Source organism: Paenibacillus artemisiicola, from assembly GCF_017652985.1.
GTDB lineage: Bacteria > Bacillota > Bacilli > Paenibacillales > Paenibacillaceae > Paenibacillus_Z > Paenibacillus_Z artemisiicola.
Window position 1 is genome coordinate 74559 of record NZ_JAGGDJ010000021.1, and the last position, 14746, is coordinate 89304.

The following is a 14746-nucleotide window of genomic DNA, read 5'->3' on the forward strand; positions in this document are numbered from 1 at the left end:
GTTTCATTCTGTGAAACACAATTTCAAAAAACAATTGATACTCTAAGTATAGCGGGTTTTGCGCGATTAGGAAAGACCAAATATCGCCTTCGGCGGCCGTTTTCCGCCCGTTTTTCATGAAACCGCGGCGCGGCACATATAATGAACCAGCCATCTTCCGCCTGCGGGCAGGAAGGGGTTTTCATGACGGATTTGCGGGAGGGATCAAGGGTGCCGCGATCGCGAACACGGACGGGAACGGGCAAAACGATCACGAAAAAGGGCGCGTCCGCCCCGGGCAGGCCGGAGCGCGCGCCGTCGCCGGCCCCGCGGGCTCACGGCGCGCGCGGATCCGGCAGCGCCATGGTGGCGCGGGAAAGCGTCGGGCCGGGCCATGCGGCCCGCTCCGAAGGCTGGAAGGAAGCCGTGCACAAGTACGTGAAGCTGTACAATCAAGCCGAGATCGACCGCTACGCCGCGCCGTTCGGCGCCCTCGTCGCCGACGAAGACCATCTGCAGCGGTTCGGACAGCGGCTTGCCCGCCTGCGCGAGAACGAGCTGCTGCGCGGCCTCGTGCCGACCCGGAGCGAGACGAGCGCCGAGCTGCTGCGCGTCAGCGAGTCCGGCACGCTCTCCGAGGTGTCCGTCCTGATCGAGCTGCGCGTCAAACGGACGGTCGACCACCGCGGCCGTACCTACGCGGAGGAGCGGCGCGACCGCGAGCGGCTCTGGCTGTCCGCCGACGGCGGCGACTACGCCATCGCGCGGATCGAGCCGATCGTGTCCGAGCGCCGTCCGCGGTACGCCTCGTCCCATTCGAACCATGCGGCGGAATTCGCCGACGAACTCGCCCTTGCCGCGGAGAGCAAGCCGCAATCCATACCTTATATAAATTATGACGTTTTGCCGAATTTCAAACATGGCCGCGCCGGAATCCGGTACAGGCGCGACATGGCCGCCGCCTATGCCGACCGCTGGTGGAACGAAGCCAATCCCGCCTACGAGCTTTTCGAGGTCAATTGCACCAATTACATCTCCCAGTGTCTCTTTGCAGGGGCTGCGCCGATGAACTATACTGGTAAAAGGGCTTCCGGCTGGTGGTACCGCGGCTTCAGCGGCGGCCGGGAAAATTGGAGCTACAGCTGGGCCGTGGCGAACGCGCTGCAGCATTATTTGTCCGCGCCGCATAATTCCTCGCTGCGGGCGACGGCCGTCGACTCGGCGGATCAGCTCGCCCTCGGCGACGTCATCATTTACGACTGGGGCGGCGACAACCGGTTCCAGCACAGCACGATCGTCACCGCGTTCGACGCGGCCGGCATGCCGCTCGTCAACGCGAACACGGTGCCGAGCCGCCACCGGTACTGGGACTATCAGGATTCTTACGCCTGGACGGAGAACACCAGGTACCGTTTTTTTCATATCGCGGACGAATTTTAAAGTGCGCTTCAAGCCCAAGGAATGACAACCCGCCTGTGTGGGAAATTATACGTAACCGGAGGATTGAATCATGGGGGAGAAAGTGCGCGTAGGCCTGGTTTACGGAGGGCGTTCCGGCGAGCATGAGGTCTCGCTGCAGACGGCCTTGGCGGTCATGAAGGCATTCGATTACGGCAAATACGAAATCAAACCTTTCTATATTTCCAAAGCGGGCGAATGGCGCTCGGGCGACGTGCTGCTGGCGCCGCCGGCGGATCTTGCCTCGCTTCGCCTCGCGGGCGGCGCCGCGGTCGTCGGCACCGAAGCGCTCATGCCGGTATTCGGCGGCGGCGCGGAGCAGGAGGAGCCGGCGGCGAAGGTATCCGCCGTCCCGGCCAAGGCGACGATCTCCGCCGTCTCTTCGGCGGCCGGCGCGATGTCGGCGGACGGCGCGCCGCTCGACGTGGTGTTCCCGCTGCTGCATGGGACGTTCGGGGAGGACGGCACGATCCAGGGCCTGTTCGAGATGGCGAACATTCCGTACGTCGGCGCGGGCGTGCTGGCCTCGGCGGTCGGCATGGACAAAATCACGATGAAAAAGGTGTTCGCCCAGGACGGCCTCCCTCAGTGCGTCTACCGCTATTTCAACCGGACGCAGTGGGAGAAGGACGAAGATTATTATATCCTGGAGATCGAAACCGCGCTCGGCTACCCGTGCTTCGTCAAGCCGGCGAACCTCGGCTCGAGCGTCGGCATCTCCAAGGCGCGCAACCGCGAGGAGCTCCTCGACGCCGTGAATTTCGCGCTCCGCTTCGACCGCAAGGTCATCGTCGAGGAGTTCGTGGACGCGCGCGAGATCGAGGTGAGCGTGCTCGGCAACGACGAGCCGCGGGCATCCGTGGTCGGCGAGATCACGTCGTCTAGCGAATTCTACGACTACAAGGCGAAGTACATCGACGGCAAGTCGATGATGCATATTCCGGCGAACCTGCCGGCCGAGGTGTCGGAAGCCGTCCGCGAGATGGCGGTCCGCGCGTTCCAGGCGATCGACGGCTCCGGCCTGTCGCGCGTGGATTTCTTCCTGCGCAAGGAAGACAACCAGCTGCTCATCAACGAAGTGAATACGATGCCGGGCTTCACGCCGTTCAGCATGTATCCGCTCATGTGGAAGGAAAGCGGCGTCTCGTACGCGGAGCTGCTGGATACGCTCATCGCGCTCGCGATCTCGCGCCATAGCGAGAAGCAGCGCATCGATTTCGGCGGGGGGAGTCCGGCTTGACGCAAGCCGGATTTTCTCTTCCCGCGGCCGGCTTCGCGAAACCGGCCAACCCCCTGCATAAACCCGGGAAGCCTCGGCTTGCCCGCGCAATCCAAACCCAATGAGGAGGACCCGCCATGGGATTCCAAACGGAGTTTAACTCGGTCTGCAAGTTCAAGTCCAAGCAGGAATTGTACGAGCTGCTCGAGTACGGCCGCGGCAAAATGGTCAAAAGCGGCTTCCGCGTCTTCCCGACCGGCCAGAAGGTCATCGCCTACACGCCGGACAACGAGGCGATCGCGATCGTGCGCATCCTCGTGTCCATCGCCGAGATCAATTTCCAAGGCGAAGAAGTGACCGAGGTGGAGATGGAGCTCGTCCGGAAGCTGACGGAGGAAGAGGCGCGCGTGCAAACCGCGCTCGCCTACGAAATGTTCTTCGGAGAGCACCAGGCATGATCGTGCGCTTCGGGTTCGTGGCGATGAGCGTGCTGCTGGAGAACGCCTCCCCTTCGCGGACGATGACGTACGCGACGTTCTCCAAGCTGGACGACCGGGAAGCCGGGCTGCGCAGGCTCGAGCGGATCGCGGAGGAGAACCTGCGGACGACGCTGCGGCTCATGAAGCACTGCGTCGGCCACGACGTGTACGTGTACCGCATGACGTCCAAGCTCATCCCGCTCGCGACGCACGACGCGCTGAAGGATTGGAACCCGTACCCCGCGCTGGAGGCGGCGTTCGCGGACGTCGGCGCCTATGCCCGGGACAAGGGCATGCGCGTGTCGTTCCATCCCGACCACTTCTGCGTGTTCAGCACGCCGCGTCCCGAAGTGCTGGCCAAGTCGGCCGAAGATTTGAATTACCACGTCACGATGCTGGAGCATATGGGCCTGGGCCCCATGACGAAGTGCAATATCCACGTCGGCGGTGCCTACGGGGACAAGCCCGCCTCGCTCGAGCGGTTCATCCGCCAGTTCGGCGCGCTGGAGGAACGGCTGCGCGTCCGCGTCACCCTGGAGAACGACGACAAGACGTTCACCGCGCGCGAGACGCTGCACGCGGCGGAAGCCGTCGGAGCGCCGATGGTGCTCGATATTCACCATCACGCCGTGAACGACGGCGGCGACGGCGAGGCGGCGCTGCACGGTGAGCTATGGCCGCGCATCGTCCGCACGTGGCGTGGCCCGGACGGGCAGCCGCTGCCGCTTGCGCCGAAGCTGCACGTGTCGAGCCCGAAGAGCGAGCGCGATCCGCGCGGCCATGCCGACAACGTGGAGATCGGGCCGCTGCTCCGGTTTCTGCGGGGCATCGCGGACTCCGTCCCGCGGCTCGACGTCATGATCGAAGCGAAGCGCAAGGACGCCGCGCTGCTGCAGCTTATGGACGACATGCGCCGGCTGGAGGCGGAGGGCGCGGGCGTCCGCGTCATCGACGGCGGCAGCGTCGAGATCCGCTGACCGGCGCCGCGTTGTCCAGAGGCGCCGGCGTCCGCCGAAGTCTTCAGGCAAGCAAGCTCGAGACTCTTCCCCGACGCAGACCGGATAGCCGCGCCGCGATGGCGCAGCCACCGGTCTTTTCAGCGTGTAACATTTGTGTAAATTCCGGGGAAATGGTACACTTTTGAAGGATATTACATGGGGATCCTTGCGTTGCGCCCGGGTCGGGGCGGATTTGAACAATGCGTTAAATTCGCGTTTCGGAAGAAACTTTGTCCGAAGCCGGACGTATAGTGGTACTACGCAATAGAACTCATAGGAAGGTAGCGTGATAGACCGTGAGCGAAGGGAAAGACATCCCTCTGGTCGGAGGCAAGAGCTTCACCGCCGTCGCGATTAATTGCGCGGCCAAGGCCGGTGAATGGATCAAGACCAAGCTTGGCAATCATACAAGCCTATCGATAAAATACTCCGCGCAGGATCTCGTGACGGAAGTGGACAAAGGCGCGGAAACGATGATCCGCAATCTCGTGGGCACGCATTTCCCGCATCATTCGTTCCTCGGCGAAGAGGGCGTCGAGCCCGGTCCGGAGGCGTCCGCGAAAGCGCTCCAAAGCGTGCAGGACGCGGAATACCTCTGGATCGTCGACCCGGTCGACGGCACGACGAATTTCGTGCACGGCTTCCCGTTCTTCTCGGTATCGATCGCGCTGGCGTACCAAGGCGAAGTCATCGTGGGCGTCGTGTACGATCCGATGCGAGACGAACTGTTCGTGGCGGAGAAGGGCAAGGGCGCGTACGTGCGCGGCCGCCGCATGGCCGTGTCGGGCGAGGCGGCGCTGCGGGACAGCCTGCTCGCGAGCGGCTTCCCGGCGGATCCGAACTACGCCCAGCCGCTTAATATGAAGCAGCTGCAGGCGATCGCGCCGCAGGTGCGCAACGTCCGCTCCGTCGGCTCGGCCGCGCTGCATATGGCCTACGTGGCGTCGGGCCGCGTGAGCGGTTTCTGGGAAGTCGGCCTGAACGCATGGGATCTGGCGGCCGGCGCGCTGCTCGTGAAGGAATCCGGGGGCAAGGTGACCGACATGCAGGGCAACGATTACCATCTCGGCGTCCGCCACGTCGCGGCGACGAACGGCCGCATTCACGACGAACTCCTGCAGGCCCTGCAGCAGGCTGAAACCGCCGGCACCTAACGAAGAACGTCTCTTGTACCGTCCGCATATGACGGAGAAGAGGCGTTTTTTTGTTAAGGATCGCGCAAGCAAGCGCGCGATCGGAGGGGAGGCTGGAGGGATGTTCATCGAGCTTGACCTGCAAGGCGATGTGCCGCTTCACGAGCAAATCGCCCAGCAAATTATCGCGGGAATCGCGTCGGGGACGCTGAAGCCGGGCAAGACGCTGCCCTCGGCCAAACGGCTGGCGGCGGATCTGCGCATCAAGTCGCAGACGGTGCGGAAGGCCTACCGGACGCTGCAGCAGGAAGGCTTCCTGCTGGAGCGGTACGACGGCCGGCTCGGCATGCTCGTGCCGACGAAGGAGGAAATGCCGCGCCTGACGGAGCGCTACATGGACCGGCTGAACAGCAAGCTGCGGTCGCTCGCGGCGGAAGGCCGGGCGCGGGGCATGACGGAGACCGAGTTCAGCAGAGCCTGCGTCGCGATTTACCGCAGCGATTTATCGCGGATGGGAGATTCATTGGAATGAACGGAACGCAACATGGCCGGGACCGCCGCCAAGGGGTCCTGTCGCTGCGCTGGTATTGGCTTCAGGCGTTGGTCATCGCGGGCTCCGCGCTCGCGGCCGCGCTGCTGTGGAAGGACATACCCTCCACGCTGACGACGCATTACGATCTAAGCTTCGCGCCCGACGGCTTCGGCCGGAAGAGTTGGGCGAACGTATTTCTTCTCAATATCGTGCAGCTTTGCCTCCTCGCGACGATCATGGGCACGAACGCGGTCATCGCGCAGGCCAAGGCCGCCCCTTCGGCGGACAAGGAATCGGGCGAGGCGAAGCAGCGGAAATTCCGGTACGTGAACAGCGTCTTCCTGTATGCCTTGTCGCTGCTGCTGACGCTGTTCTTCAGCTACATCCAGGCGACGATGCTGTACGGCTGGCCGCCCGAGGCGCTGCGGGGCATTACGATCGGCGTAATGGCGCTCGTCGCGGGCGGCATCGTCGGCCTGGTCGCGACGGTACGGCGGCTCGGCCTGCAGGGCCAAGGAAGCGGCGACGAGGAGCACTGGCTCGCGGGCGGCGGCGTCTATTACAACCCAAGGGACCCGGCCGTCTTCGTGCCGAAGAAGCACGGCATTGGCTGGACGGTCAACTTCGGCCGCCCGATGGGCTGGCTGATCATCGCCACGCTCGTCGCCATCCCGTTCGCCGTCGTCGCGCTGTTCGCGCTGATGACGTGATCGCGAAGACAAGAAAAGACGCCGATCCGAAGGCGCCGGCGCCGCGCTTCATGCGCGGCGGGCTGCCTTCGGACAGGCGTCTTTATGGTGTCGGGCGGCGATTGACGGCGGGATCGCCAGCGGCTGTGCCGGCTTCAGTCCTTCAGCGCTTGGAAGGCGCGCTCGGCCGCCGCGATCGTCGCGTCGATGTCCGCGTCCGTATGCGCCGTGGTCAGGAACCACGCCTCGTACTTCGACGGCGCGAGGCAGATACCCCGGTCCAGCATGAGGCGGAAGAAGCGGGCGAACCGCTCGCCGTCGGTATCCTGCGCCTCGTCGTAATCGGTGACGGGATGGCTGCAGAAATGCGCGGAGAACGAGCCGCGGATGCGGTTGATCGTCAGCGGGATGCCGTGCTTGTCCGCCGACGCCCGCAGCGCGTCCGCGAGCCGGGCCGCCTGGGCGTCCATGCGCTCGTACGCGCCGGGCTGCCGCAGCACCTCCAGGCAGGCGATGCCGGCGGAGATGGAGGCCGGGTTGCCGGCCATCGTGCCGGCCTGGTAGGCGGGACCGAGCGGCGCGACCTGGTCCATGACCGCCTTGCGGCCGCCGTAGGCGCCGATCGGCAGTCCGCCGCCGATGATCTTGCCGAGCGCCGTCAGATCGGGCTCGATGGCGGCATGGTCCGGGAACGCGGCGAACGTCTGGGCGCTGCCGTAATGGAAACGGAAGGCGCTGATGACTTCGTCGTAGATGACGAGGGCGCCCGCCTCGCGAGCCATCCGGCAGAGCCCTTCGAGGAAGCCGGGCTTCGGCATGACCATGCCGAAATTGCCGACGATCGGCTCGACCATGACGGCGGCGATGTCTTCGCCGAAGGCGTCCAGCGCCGCGCGCAGGCCGTCCAAGTCATTGAACGGCACGGTAATGACTTCGCTTGCGATGCTGACCGGCACGCCGGCGCTGTCGGGAATGCCGAGGGTCGACGGGCCGGAGCCCGCGGCGACGAGCACGAGATCGGAGTGGCCGTGGTAGCAGCCGGCGAACTTGATGATTTTGCTGCGCTTCGTGTAGGCGCGGGCGACGCGGATCGTCGTCATGACGGCTTCCGTGCCGGAATTGACGAAGCGGACCTTGTCGAGCGACGGGATCGCGTCCTTCAGCATCCGCGCGAGCGTGATCTCGAGCTCCGTCGGCGTGCCGTAGAGCGTGCCGTTCGCGGCGGCCGCGGCGATCGCCTCGGTGATGTGCGGATGCGCGTGGCCGGTAATGATCGGGCCGTAAGCGCACAAGTAGTCGATGTAGCGGTTGTCGTCGACGTCCCAGAAATGGGCGCCTTTCGCGCGCTTCATGAAGACCGGCGCGCCGCCGCCGACGGCCTTGAACGAACGGGAGGGGCTGTTGACGCCCCCGACGATATGCTGCAGCGCTTCGGCGTATAACGCTTCCGAGCGCGGACGATGCGTAGTGGACATGGATGGGGCCTCCTTGATCGGCGGGGTGAACGCCGCCGGCAATATGTAAGACAAACTCGCAATAACCTATTGTACCTCCGCCGCACGGCGGAGCACAACAAAGAAGGGAGCGGCCGGCCGCACCGGTTCGCTCCCTTCTCGTACACGCCGTATGAATCGTCAGATGGTTCGTTTGAATGCGCGCGTTCGATCGAATCGCCGGAAAGAATGATTCGAAATCAATCGTTCGAGCCGTTCGCGGTGTCGCCGCTGCCGCCCGTCTTGCCGTCCGACGAGTTCGTCACCGCGCCGCTCGCGCCGTTCGCGCCCTGCGCGTCCGCCGGAGGCGCGACCGTCGAATCCTTCTGCAGCTCGTCTTGAACGAACTGCAGCACTTTGTCTTCGTCGGAGATGGCGAGCACCGACGCGCCGCCGACCTTCTCGCCGCTGATCAGGTCCATCGGAGGCACCTGCGCCTGGCCGGCGATGTGGCTGCTCACGCCGAGCTGGCCGAGCTTGATCATGTCGTCGACGCCGATGTTGGTCTTGATGTAGCCTTGGACGCTGTCGACGATGTCCTTCATCTTCAGCAGGCTCCAACCGCTCTTCATCTTGTCGGCCACGGCGCCGAGCAGCTTGCGCTGGCGCTCCGTGCGCGTGAAGTCGCTGAGCGCGTCGTGGCGGAAGCGGACGTACTGCAGCGCCTTCGTGCCGTCGAGGTCCTGGACGCCCTTCTTCAGGTGAATGTCGTACCGGTTGCCGTCGGCGTTGTCGACGTAGTTCATGTCCTTCTCGACGTCGAAGTTCTGAATGCCGCCGATCGCGTCGATGACGGACTTGAATCCTTCAAAGTCCGTGTACACATAATATTGGATATCGAGACCGAGCACGTCGCCGATCGTCTGCATGGCGAGGTCGGGACCGCCGACCGCGAACGCGGTGTTGATCCGGTCGCTGCCGTGATCCTGAATGTCCACGTACGTGTCGCGGAGGACGGAGAACAGGTGAATGTCCTTCTTGACCGGATCGAGGGAGACGACCATCATGGAGTCGGAGCGGGCCTTCTCGTTCTCCTGAAGACCGCGGTTGTCGCCGCCCATGATCAGAATGTTCACCCGTTCCTTGCCTTCCCATTCCGGCGGCTTCTCGGCCGTCGTCACTTCGTAGTTCGTGAATTTGGGATCGGTGGTCGGTTTGCTCAGGGAATCGAGACCGTTATATACGCCGTAAGCCTGATAGACAAAATAGCCGACGACCGCCAAAATCACGAGGGATACACCGAACAGCGCCCATTTCCAGGGCTTTTTGCGTTTCGGTTGCTTTGCTTTTGCGCGCGCCATTTTCGTTTCGCTTCCTCCTTGTATTAGCCCGAAACGGATGAGGATCGACCGGTTTCGGTGCAGTGAATAACGTCCGATTTTAGGTGTTCGGCTTTCGTAAAGCGGAGGCAATCGCGTTGCCCGGCTTGAAAATCCGGTATAGCATTACATATCATAAAATTATAAAATGGATTGTCGTAGAGAAGCAAGTTTTATCTGATAGGAACGAATAGGGCGGACATTTCCCAGGAAATGTCGAAACGGAGAGGAGCCGGATGCTTCATGCTGGCAATAGACGTCAAAGATTTAAGGAAGCAGTTCCGGGTACAGAAGAACCGGGAAGGCCTCGGCGGCGCGATGAAGGACTTGTTCAAGCGCCAGTATAACGAGATTACCGCGGTCAAGGACATCAGCTTTCAAATCCCGCAGGGCGAGATTTGCGGTTATATCGGCGAGAACGGCGCGGGGAAATCGACCACGATCAAAATGCTCACGGGCATTCTCGTGCCGACCTCGGGCCACCTCATGGTAAACGGCTTCGTGCCTTATAAAGAAAGGGAAAAATTCGTCCGCGGCATCGGCGTCGTCTTCGGGCAGCGCAGCCAATTATGGTGGGATATCGGCGTCATCGAGTCCTTCCAGCTGCTGCGCAAGGTGTACCGCGTGCCCGAAGCGGAGTTCAAGAAGCGGCTCGACGAGCTGGTCGAGCGGCTGCAGCTCGGCGACCTGCTGAACCGGCCCGTGCGGAAGCTCAGCCTCGGCCAGCGGATGCGCTGCGAGCTGGTCGCGTCCCTGCTGCACAACCCGTCGATCGTGTTCCTGGACGAGCCGACGATCGGCCTCGACATCGTCGTGAAGACGGAAATCCGCGAATTCTTAAAAAAAATTAATCGGGAGCAGGGCACGACGATCCTGCTGACGACGCACGACCTGCAGGACATCGAGGCGCTTTGCTCGCGCGTGATCATGCTCGACGACGGCCGCATCATCTACGACGGCGGCTTGGACGAGCTCAAGAACCGCTGGAGCAAAGGCCGGGAGCTGCAGTTCCAGTTCGGCGAGCAGCCGTCGATCGACGCCCTGCGCGGTCTGACGAACGGTCTGGCCGGCGTGGAATGGACCGCCGATAACGAGCTGACGGCCACGATGTGGCTGCCGCACGCGGTGAACGTCTCGGAAGCGCTGGCGCGCGTCGTCGGCGGCACGTCGGACATCCGCGACATCAAGATCATGGAGACCAATACCGACGAGATCGTCCGCGAGATCTACTCCTCCGGCTCGGCGTCGAACGACGCGGCCGCGAAGCTCGGCGCGGGCGCCGATGCGGGCGGCCGCGCCGAAGCCGCCGGCCGGTCCTATGCGGCCGGTCCGGCCGATGCGCCGCAGACCGGCGCGGAAGACGGTGCCGGAGCTTCGGTCCAAGCGGATGCCGGAGCCGCCGGACAAGCCGAACCGGCCGCCGCGCCGTCCGCGTCCGCGGACGGCGAGCCCGTTCCGGTCGGCGCGGGCGCGTCCGCGGCCAAGGAGCCGAAGCGATGAACAGCGCGTACCTGGACCTGATCCGCATCCGGTTTCTCATGATGCTGGCGTACCGCGTCAATTATTACAGCGGCATCGTCATCTACACGATCAACATCGGCGCGTACTATTTTCTGTGGGAAGCGATCTACGGGGACCAGAAGCTGCTGGCCGGCTTCACGCTCGCGCAAATGACGACGTACGTCGCGGTTTCCTGGATGGCAAGGGCTTTTTACTTCAATAACCTCGACCGCGAGATCGCAAACGAAATCCGCGACGGCAGCGTGGCCGTGCAGTTCATCCGCCCGTACAACTACCTGTTCGTCAAGCTGATGCAGGGCTTCGGCGAAGGGCTGTTCCGGCTGCTGCTCTTCATGGGGCCGGGCCTCGCGATCGTCTGTCTGATCTTTCCGGTCAAGCTGCCGACGGATCCCGGCGTGTGGGCCGTGTATCTCGTCATGCTGCTGTTCAGCTTTCTTATTAATACGCAGATCAACATGCTCGTAGGCTTGTTCGCGTTCTTCGTCGAAAATAACGAGGGGATGCTGCGCATGAAACGGGTGCTCGTCGATCTTTTCTCCGGCGTCATCGTGCCGATCTCGTTCTTTCCGGGCTGGCTGGCCGTCACGATGAAATGGCTGCCGTTCCAGGCGATCACGTTCCTGCCGAGCTCCGTCTTCACCGGCCGGATCGCCGGGGACGAAGTACTGCGGGTCGTGGGCATTCAAGTCGTTTGGTTCGTCGTCCTGATCGTGCCGATCGCCTGGGTATGGCGTCAGGCGCGAAGCCGGCTGTTCGTGCAAGGAGGGTAAGGGTCATGTTTTATTGGTCGCTCGCAACGGAATACATGAAAAACTACGTCAAAACCAAACTGAGCTACCGCGCCGACTTCTGGATCGAAGTGCTGTCGGACCTGCTCTTCCAGGCGGTCAACCTCATCTTCATCCTGATCGTGTTCCGGCATACGCCGACGCTCGGCGGCTGGACCGAGGCCGAGGTGGTGTTCGTGTACGGCTACTTCATGGTGCCGTCGGGCATCTTCAGCATGCTGTTCAACATCTGGAACTTCAGCGAGCGGTATATCGTCAAAGGCGAGATGGACCGCGTGCTGACGCGTCCCGCCTACAACCTGTACCAGGTGCTGCTCGAAAATCTCGATCCGCCGGCCCTGTTCGGCTCGCTCGTCGGGGTCGTCATCATGGCGCTCAGCTGGGGCGAGCTCGGCTTGGCGTTCCACCTGACGGACTTCCTGATGCTGGCCGTCTTCACGATCGGCTCCGTCTTGATCTACGCGGGGATCTTTACGGCGCTGACGGCGATTTCGTTCTATTCGGACGCGCCGACGGGAATTCTGCCGCTGATGTACAATATCTCGGCTTACGGCCGGTATCCGGTCAACATTTACAACAAGGTCATCCGGTTCCTGCTGACGTGGCTGCTGCCGTTCGCCTTCACGGGCGTTATCCCGGCGTCGTACTTCCTCGGGCATAACGAGACGGGGCTGACGGACCTGGCGCCGTACACGCCGCTCATGGGCGTCGCCGTGTTCGGCCTCGGGCTGCTGGTCTGGAACCACGGCGTCAAGCGGTACCGGGGCGCGGGCTCGTGACGGAACGCGCCGAAGCACGGTCTACGAACGAAGGGAGATGTGGGCGATGCCAGTGAAAGCGAAAGCGATCGTGGGGAAAAAAGCGCCGGATTTCGCGCTGCCGGCCATGGGCGGACGGGAGGTCCGCCTCAGCCGGTTCGCCGGGCATAAAGTGGTGCTGTTCTTCTATCCGAAGGACCTGACGCCGGCGTGCACGCAGGAGTCGTGCGATTTTCGCGACGCCTACGCGGAGTTCGGGAAGCATAACACCGTCGTGCTCGGCATCAGCAACGATCCGGCGGAGCGGCACGAGAAGTTCGCGGCGAAGTACGAGCTGCCGTTCGAGCTGCTGGCCGACACGGAGCACAAGGTATGCGAGCTGTACGGCGTCTGGCAGATGAAGAAGCTGTACGGCCGCGAATACATGGGCCTCGTGCGCTCGACGTTCCTGATCGACGAGAAGGGCAAGCTCGTCCGGGAATGGCGCAACCTGCGCGTGAAGGGTCACGTGCAGGAAGTGCTGGCGGCGGCCAGCGAGCTGTGAGGGGTTAGAGCTGTACTAGCGGTATGAGCAAAAGAGCAAAAGGGCAGAAGAGCAAAAGAGCAGAAGAGCAAAAGAGCAAAAAGGCAGAAGAGCAATAGAGCTGTAAAAGCTTAGGGGAAGGAAGCAGGACCCGCGCACGGAGCGGGTCCCGTCGTGACCAAGGCGTTCGCGCAAGCCGGCATGTACCGGCTCTTGCGCGGACGCCTTTTTTGCGTCGCCCGGTGGCATTTCGCATGCTTCGGCTTTCCCGGCGGCGGGAGGCGGCGTTTGCGCGCGGGCTGCGGGGCGAACGGGATGCTCCGGCGTCGGCGGATTTTTGGCGTCCGCGCGGGCGAAAGGTGTAAAGCGGGCGTTTGGTGGCGAAACTAGCAAGTAGAGCATTTCACTAGGTTTGGAAGAGTAGGAGATGAAATCGGCATGATACTGAAACCATCGACAACGAAACAATCGCAGCAAGGGGATAACGGGGCGGCGGAGCCCCATTTCGCGGCGGAGGCGGACCTGTGGCCCGAGGCGGCGCAGCAGTCGCTGCAGCTGATGCTGGCGCGCGTGAACAGCGTGCTGCTCGGCAAGGAGGAAGTCGTGTCGCGGGTATTCGGCGCGCTGCTGGCGGGCGGCCACGTGCTGCTCGAGGACGTGCCCGGCGTCGGCAAGACGCTGCTCGTGCGCGCCATCGCGCGGGTGATCGGCGGGGAGTTCCGGCGCATTCAGTTCACGTCGGACCTGCAGCCCGCGGACGTCGTCGGCGGGATGGTGTGGGACGGCAAGCGGAGCGAGCTCGTCTTTCGCCAAGGGCCGCTCATGGCCAACGTCGTGCTGGCCGACGAGATCAACCGCACGCCGCCGCGCACGCAGTCCGCGCTGCTCGAAGCCATGGAGGAGCGGAGCGTGTCCGCCGACGGGGAGACGCGGCCTTTGCCGCAGCCGTTCATGCTGCTCGCGACGCAAAATCCGCTGCGCGACGACGGCACGTACCCGCTGCCGGAGGCGCAGCTGGACCGGTTCATGATGCGGCTGTCGATCGGCTATCCGGCGCCGGAGGACGAGATCGGCATGCTGGCTTCCGGCCGGCAGCGTCTGCTGCCGGAGCTGCTGCGGCCGGTCATCGTGCCGGAGGAATGGATGCGGATGCAGAAGGACGCCCAGTCGGTGCACGTGCATCCCGCGCTGCTCGCGTACGCCGTGCACGTCGTCGGCGCGACCCGCGCCTCGGCGGAGCTGCAGCTCGGGGCGAGCCCGCGCGCGACGCTGGACTGGGTGCGCGCCTCGCAGGCGGCGGCGTACGTCGCGGGCCGGCGTTACGTCGTGCCGGACGACATGAAGGGGACGGCGGAGCCCGTGCTGGCCCATAGGCTGCTCGTGCGGGACGAGGCGTGGGTGAAAGGGCGGACGGCGGCGAAGGTGCTGTCGGATATCGTGGCGGCGGCGCCGGTGCCGATGCCGGCGTCCGAAGGCGGCCGCAGGCGTTGACGGCGCGATAGGTGCGGGGCATGGCGGGCCGCGCGCGGGGAGCCGCGCGGATCGCGGATGAAGGGGCTTGTGCGCGCTCGGCGAGATCGGCGCGCGAATCGAAACGGAAAGCGGTGGGAAGATGAGCACGGCGGGAACGAATCAGGGCGCGGACCGCGAGCAAGCGGCCAACGCGGCGAAGCCGGGCGCGAAGGCGTCCGGCGCGGGTGACAAGCAGGGAGCGGGAGCGGCCGGGAAGCAAGGCTCTTCGGCGGACAGGCGAAGCGGCGGCGCCCCGGCGCGGGATACCGGCGCAGGGGACGGCAGCCGGCCGGACGCGGTGGCCGCGCCCGTTCCGGGGACGGCCGGGCTGCGCGGCCGGTTCGC

The 14746-nt window shown here is 63.9% G+C and carries 14 protein-coding genes and 1 pseudogene; 13 read left to right on the forward strand and 2 right to left on the reverse strand.

Annotation, left to right across the window (positions count from 1 at the left end; all coding sequences use genetic code 11):
* Window positions 1-210 precede the first annotated feature (210 nt).
* The 7 genes from I8J29_RS20990 to I8J29_RS21020 all read left to right on the forward strand — a co-directional run bounded on the left by I8J29_RS20990 (window position 211) and on the right by I8J29_RS21020 (window position 6508).
* Window positions 211-1419, forward strand: a complete 1209-nt coding sequence (locus I8J29_RS20990) for an amidase domain-containing protein (RefSeq protein ID WP_338113255.1) — start codon at window positions 211-213, stop codon at window positions 1417-1419.
* Between the two features lie 70 nt (window positions 1420-1489).
* Window positions 1490-2677 (forward strand): D-alanine--D-alanine ligase, encoded by a 1188-nt coding sequence (locus I8J29_RS20995; RefSeq protein WP_208849446.1) that lies wholly within the window; start codon window positions 1490-1492, stop codon window positions 2675-2677.
* 116 nt (window positions 2678-2793) lie between these two features.
* Window positions 2794-3114, forward strand: coding sequence for a hypothetical protein (locus I8J29_RS21000; protein WP_090639023.1), 321 nt, complete (start codon window positions 2794-2796; stop codon window positions 3112-3114).
* On the forward strand, window positions 3111-4112 hold the full coding sequence (gene uvsE, locus I8J29_RS21005) for a UV DNA damage repair endonuclease UvsE (protein ID WP_208849447.1): 1002 nt from the start codon (window positions 3111-3113) through the stop codon (window positions 4110-4112). The genes I8J29_RS21000 and uvsE overlap by 4 nt, the downstream gene beginning before the upstream one ends.
* A gap of 317 nt (window positions 4113-4429) precedes the next feature.
* Window positions 4430-5287, forward strand: coding sequence for an inositol monophosphatase family protein (locus I8J29_RS21010; RefSeq protein WP_208849448.1), 858 nt, complete (start codon window positions 4430-4432; stop codon window positions 5285-5287).
* 100 nt (window positions 5288-5387) lie between these two features.
* Window positions 5388-5798: a GntR family transcriptional regulator gene (locus I8J29_RS21015; RefSeq protein WP_208849449.1), complete on the forward strand. Its 411-nt coding sequence runs from the start codon at window positions 5388-5390 to the stop codon at window positions 5796-5798.
* The gene (locus I8J29_RS21020) at window positions 5795-6508 is read left to right on the forward strand and encodes a DUF5808 domain-containing protein (protein ID WP_208849450.1); all 714 of its coding nucleotides are present in this window, start codon (window positions 5795-5797) and stop codon (window positions 6506-6508) included. The genes I8J29_RS21015 and I8J29_RS21020 overlap by 4 nt, the downstream gene beginning before the upstream one ends.
* A 134-nt stretch (window positions 6509-6642) precedes the next feature.
* Here the strand turns inward: I8J29_RS21020 and I8J29_RS21025 are convergent, their stop codons facing one another.
* Together I8J29_RS21025 and I8J29_RS21030 are read right to left on the reverse strand one after the other, a co-directional pair.
* On the reverse strand, window positions 6643-7962 hold the full coding sequence (locus I8J29_RS21025; protein WP_208849451.1) for a glutamate-1-semialdehyde 2,1-aminomutase: 1320 nt from the start codon (window positions 7960-7962) through the stop codon (window positions 6643-6645).
* 218 nt (window positions 7963-8180) lie between these two features.
* Window positions 8181-9281: an LCP family protein gene (locus I8J29_RS21030; RefSeq protein WP_208849452.1), complete on the reverse strand. Its 1101-nt coding sequence runs from the start codon at window positions 9279-9281 to the stop codon at window positions 8181-8183.
* A 261-nt stretch (window positions 9282-9542) separates the two neighbouring features.
* Here I8J29_RS21030 and I8J29_RS21035 point away from each other — a divergent pair.
* From I8J29_RS21035 to I8J29_RS21060, 6 genes and pseudogenes are all read left to right on the forward strand, one after another.
* Window positions 9543-10586 (forward strand): annotated as a pseudogene (locus I8J29_RS21035) (ABC transporter ATP-binding protein); the annotation flags it as partial.
* 209 nt (window positions 10587-10795) lie between these two features.
* Window positions 10796-11590: an ABC transporter permease gene (locus I8J29_RS21040; protein ID WP_090639008.1), complete on the forward strand. Its 795-nt coding sequence runs from the start codon at window positions 10796-10798 to the stop codon at window positions 11588-11590.
* Window positions 11591-11595: 5 nt separating this feature from the next.
* Entirely contained in the window at window positions 11596-12387 is a 792-nt protein-coding gene (locus I8J29_RS21045; protein WP_208849453.1) for an ABC transporter permease, read from the forward strand.
* Between the two features lie 46 nt (window positions 12388-12433).
* The gene (bcp, locus tag I8J29_RS21050; RefSeq protein ID WP_208849454.1) at window positions 12434-12910 is read left to right on the forward strand and encodes a thioredoxin-dependent thiol peroxidase; all 477 of its coding nucleotides are present in this window, start codon (window positions 12434-12436) and stop codon (window positions 12908-12910) included.
* Between the two features lie 417 nt (window positions 12911-13327).
* Window positions 13328-14380, forward strand: a complete 1053-nt coding sequence (locus I8J29_RS21055; protein ID WP_208849455.1) for an AAA family ATPase — start codon at window positions 13328-13330, stop codon at window positions 14378-14380.
* Window positions 14381-14501: 121 nt separating this feature from the next.
* Window positions 14502-14746, forward strand: a 245-nt coding sequence (locus tag I8J29_RS21060) for a hypothetical protein (protein WP_476703913.1), incomplete at its 3' end; no start/stop codon positions are given.

Coding starts and splice junctions, on each gene's coding strand:
- uvsE (WP_208849447.1), top strand. CDS start 3,111: ATGATCGTGCGCTTCGGGTTCGTGGCGATGAGCGTGCTGCTGGAGAAC.
- I8J29_RS21055 (WP_208849455.1), top strand. CDS start 13,328: ATGATACTGAAACCATCGACAACGAAACAATCGCAGCAAGGGGATAAC.
- I8J29_RS21030 (WP_208849452.1), bottom strand. CDS start 9,281: ATGGCGCGCGCAAAAGCAAAGCAACCGAAACGCAAAAAGCCCTGGAAA.
- I8J29_RS21025 (WP_208849451.1), bottom strand. CDS start 7,962: ATGTCCACTACGCATCGTCCGCGCTCGGAAGCGTTATACGCCGAAGCG.
- I8J29_RS21020 (WP_208849450.1), top strand. CDS start 5,795: ATGAACGGAACGCAACATGGCCGGGACCGCCGCCAAGGGGTCCTGTCG.
- I8J29_RS21000 (WP_090639023.1), top strand. CDS start 2,794: ATGGGATTCCAAACGGAGTTTAACTCGGTCTGCAAGTTCAAGTCCAAG.
- I8J29_RS21015 (WP_208849449.1), top strand. CDS start 5,388: ATGTTCATCGAGCTTGACCTGCAAGGCGATGTGCCGCTTCACGAGCAA.
- I8J29_RS21045 (WP_208849453.1), top strand. CDS start 11,596: ATGTTTTATTGGTCGCTCGCAACGGAATACATGAAAAACTACGTCAAA.
- I8J29_RS20995 (WP_208849446.1), top strand. CDS start 1,490: ATGGGGGAGAAAGTGCGCGTAGGCCTGGTTTACGGAGGGCGTTCCGGC.
- I8J29_RS21040 (WP_090639008.1), top strand. CDS start 10,796: ATGAACAGCGCGTACCTGGACCTGATCCGCATCCGGTTTCTCATGATG.
- bcp (WP_208849454.1), top strand. CDS start 12,434: ATGCCAGTGAAAGCGAAAGCGATCGTGGGGAAAAAAGCGCCGGATTTC.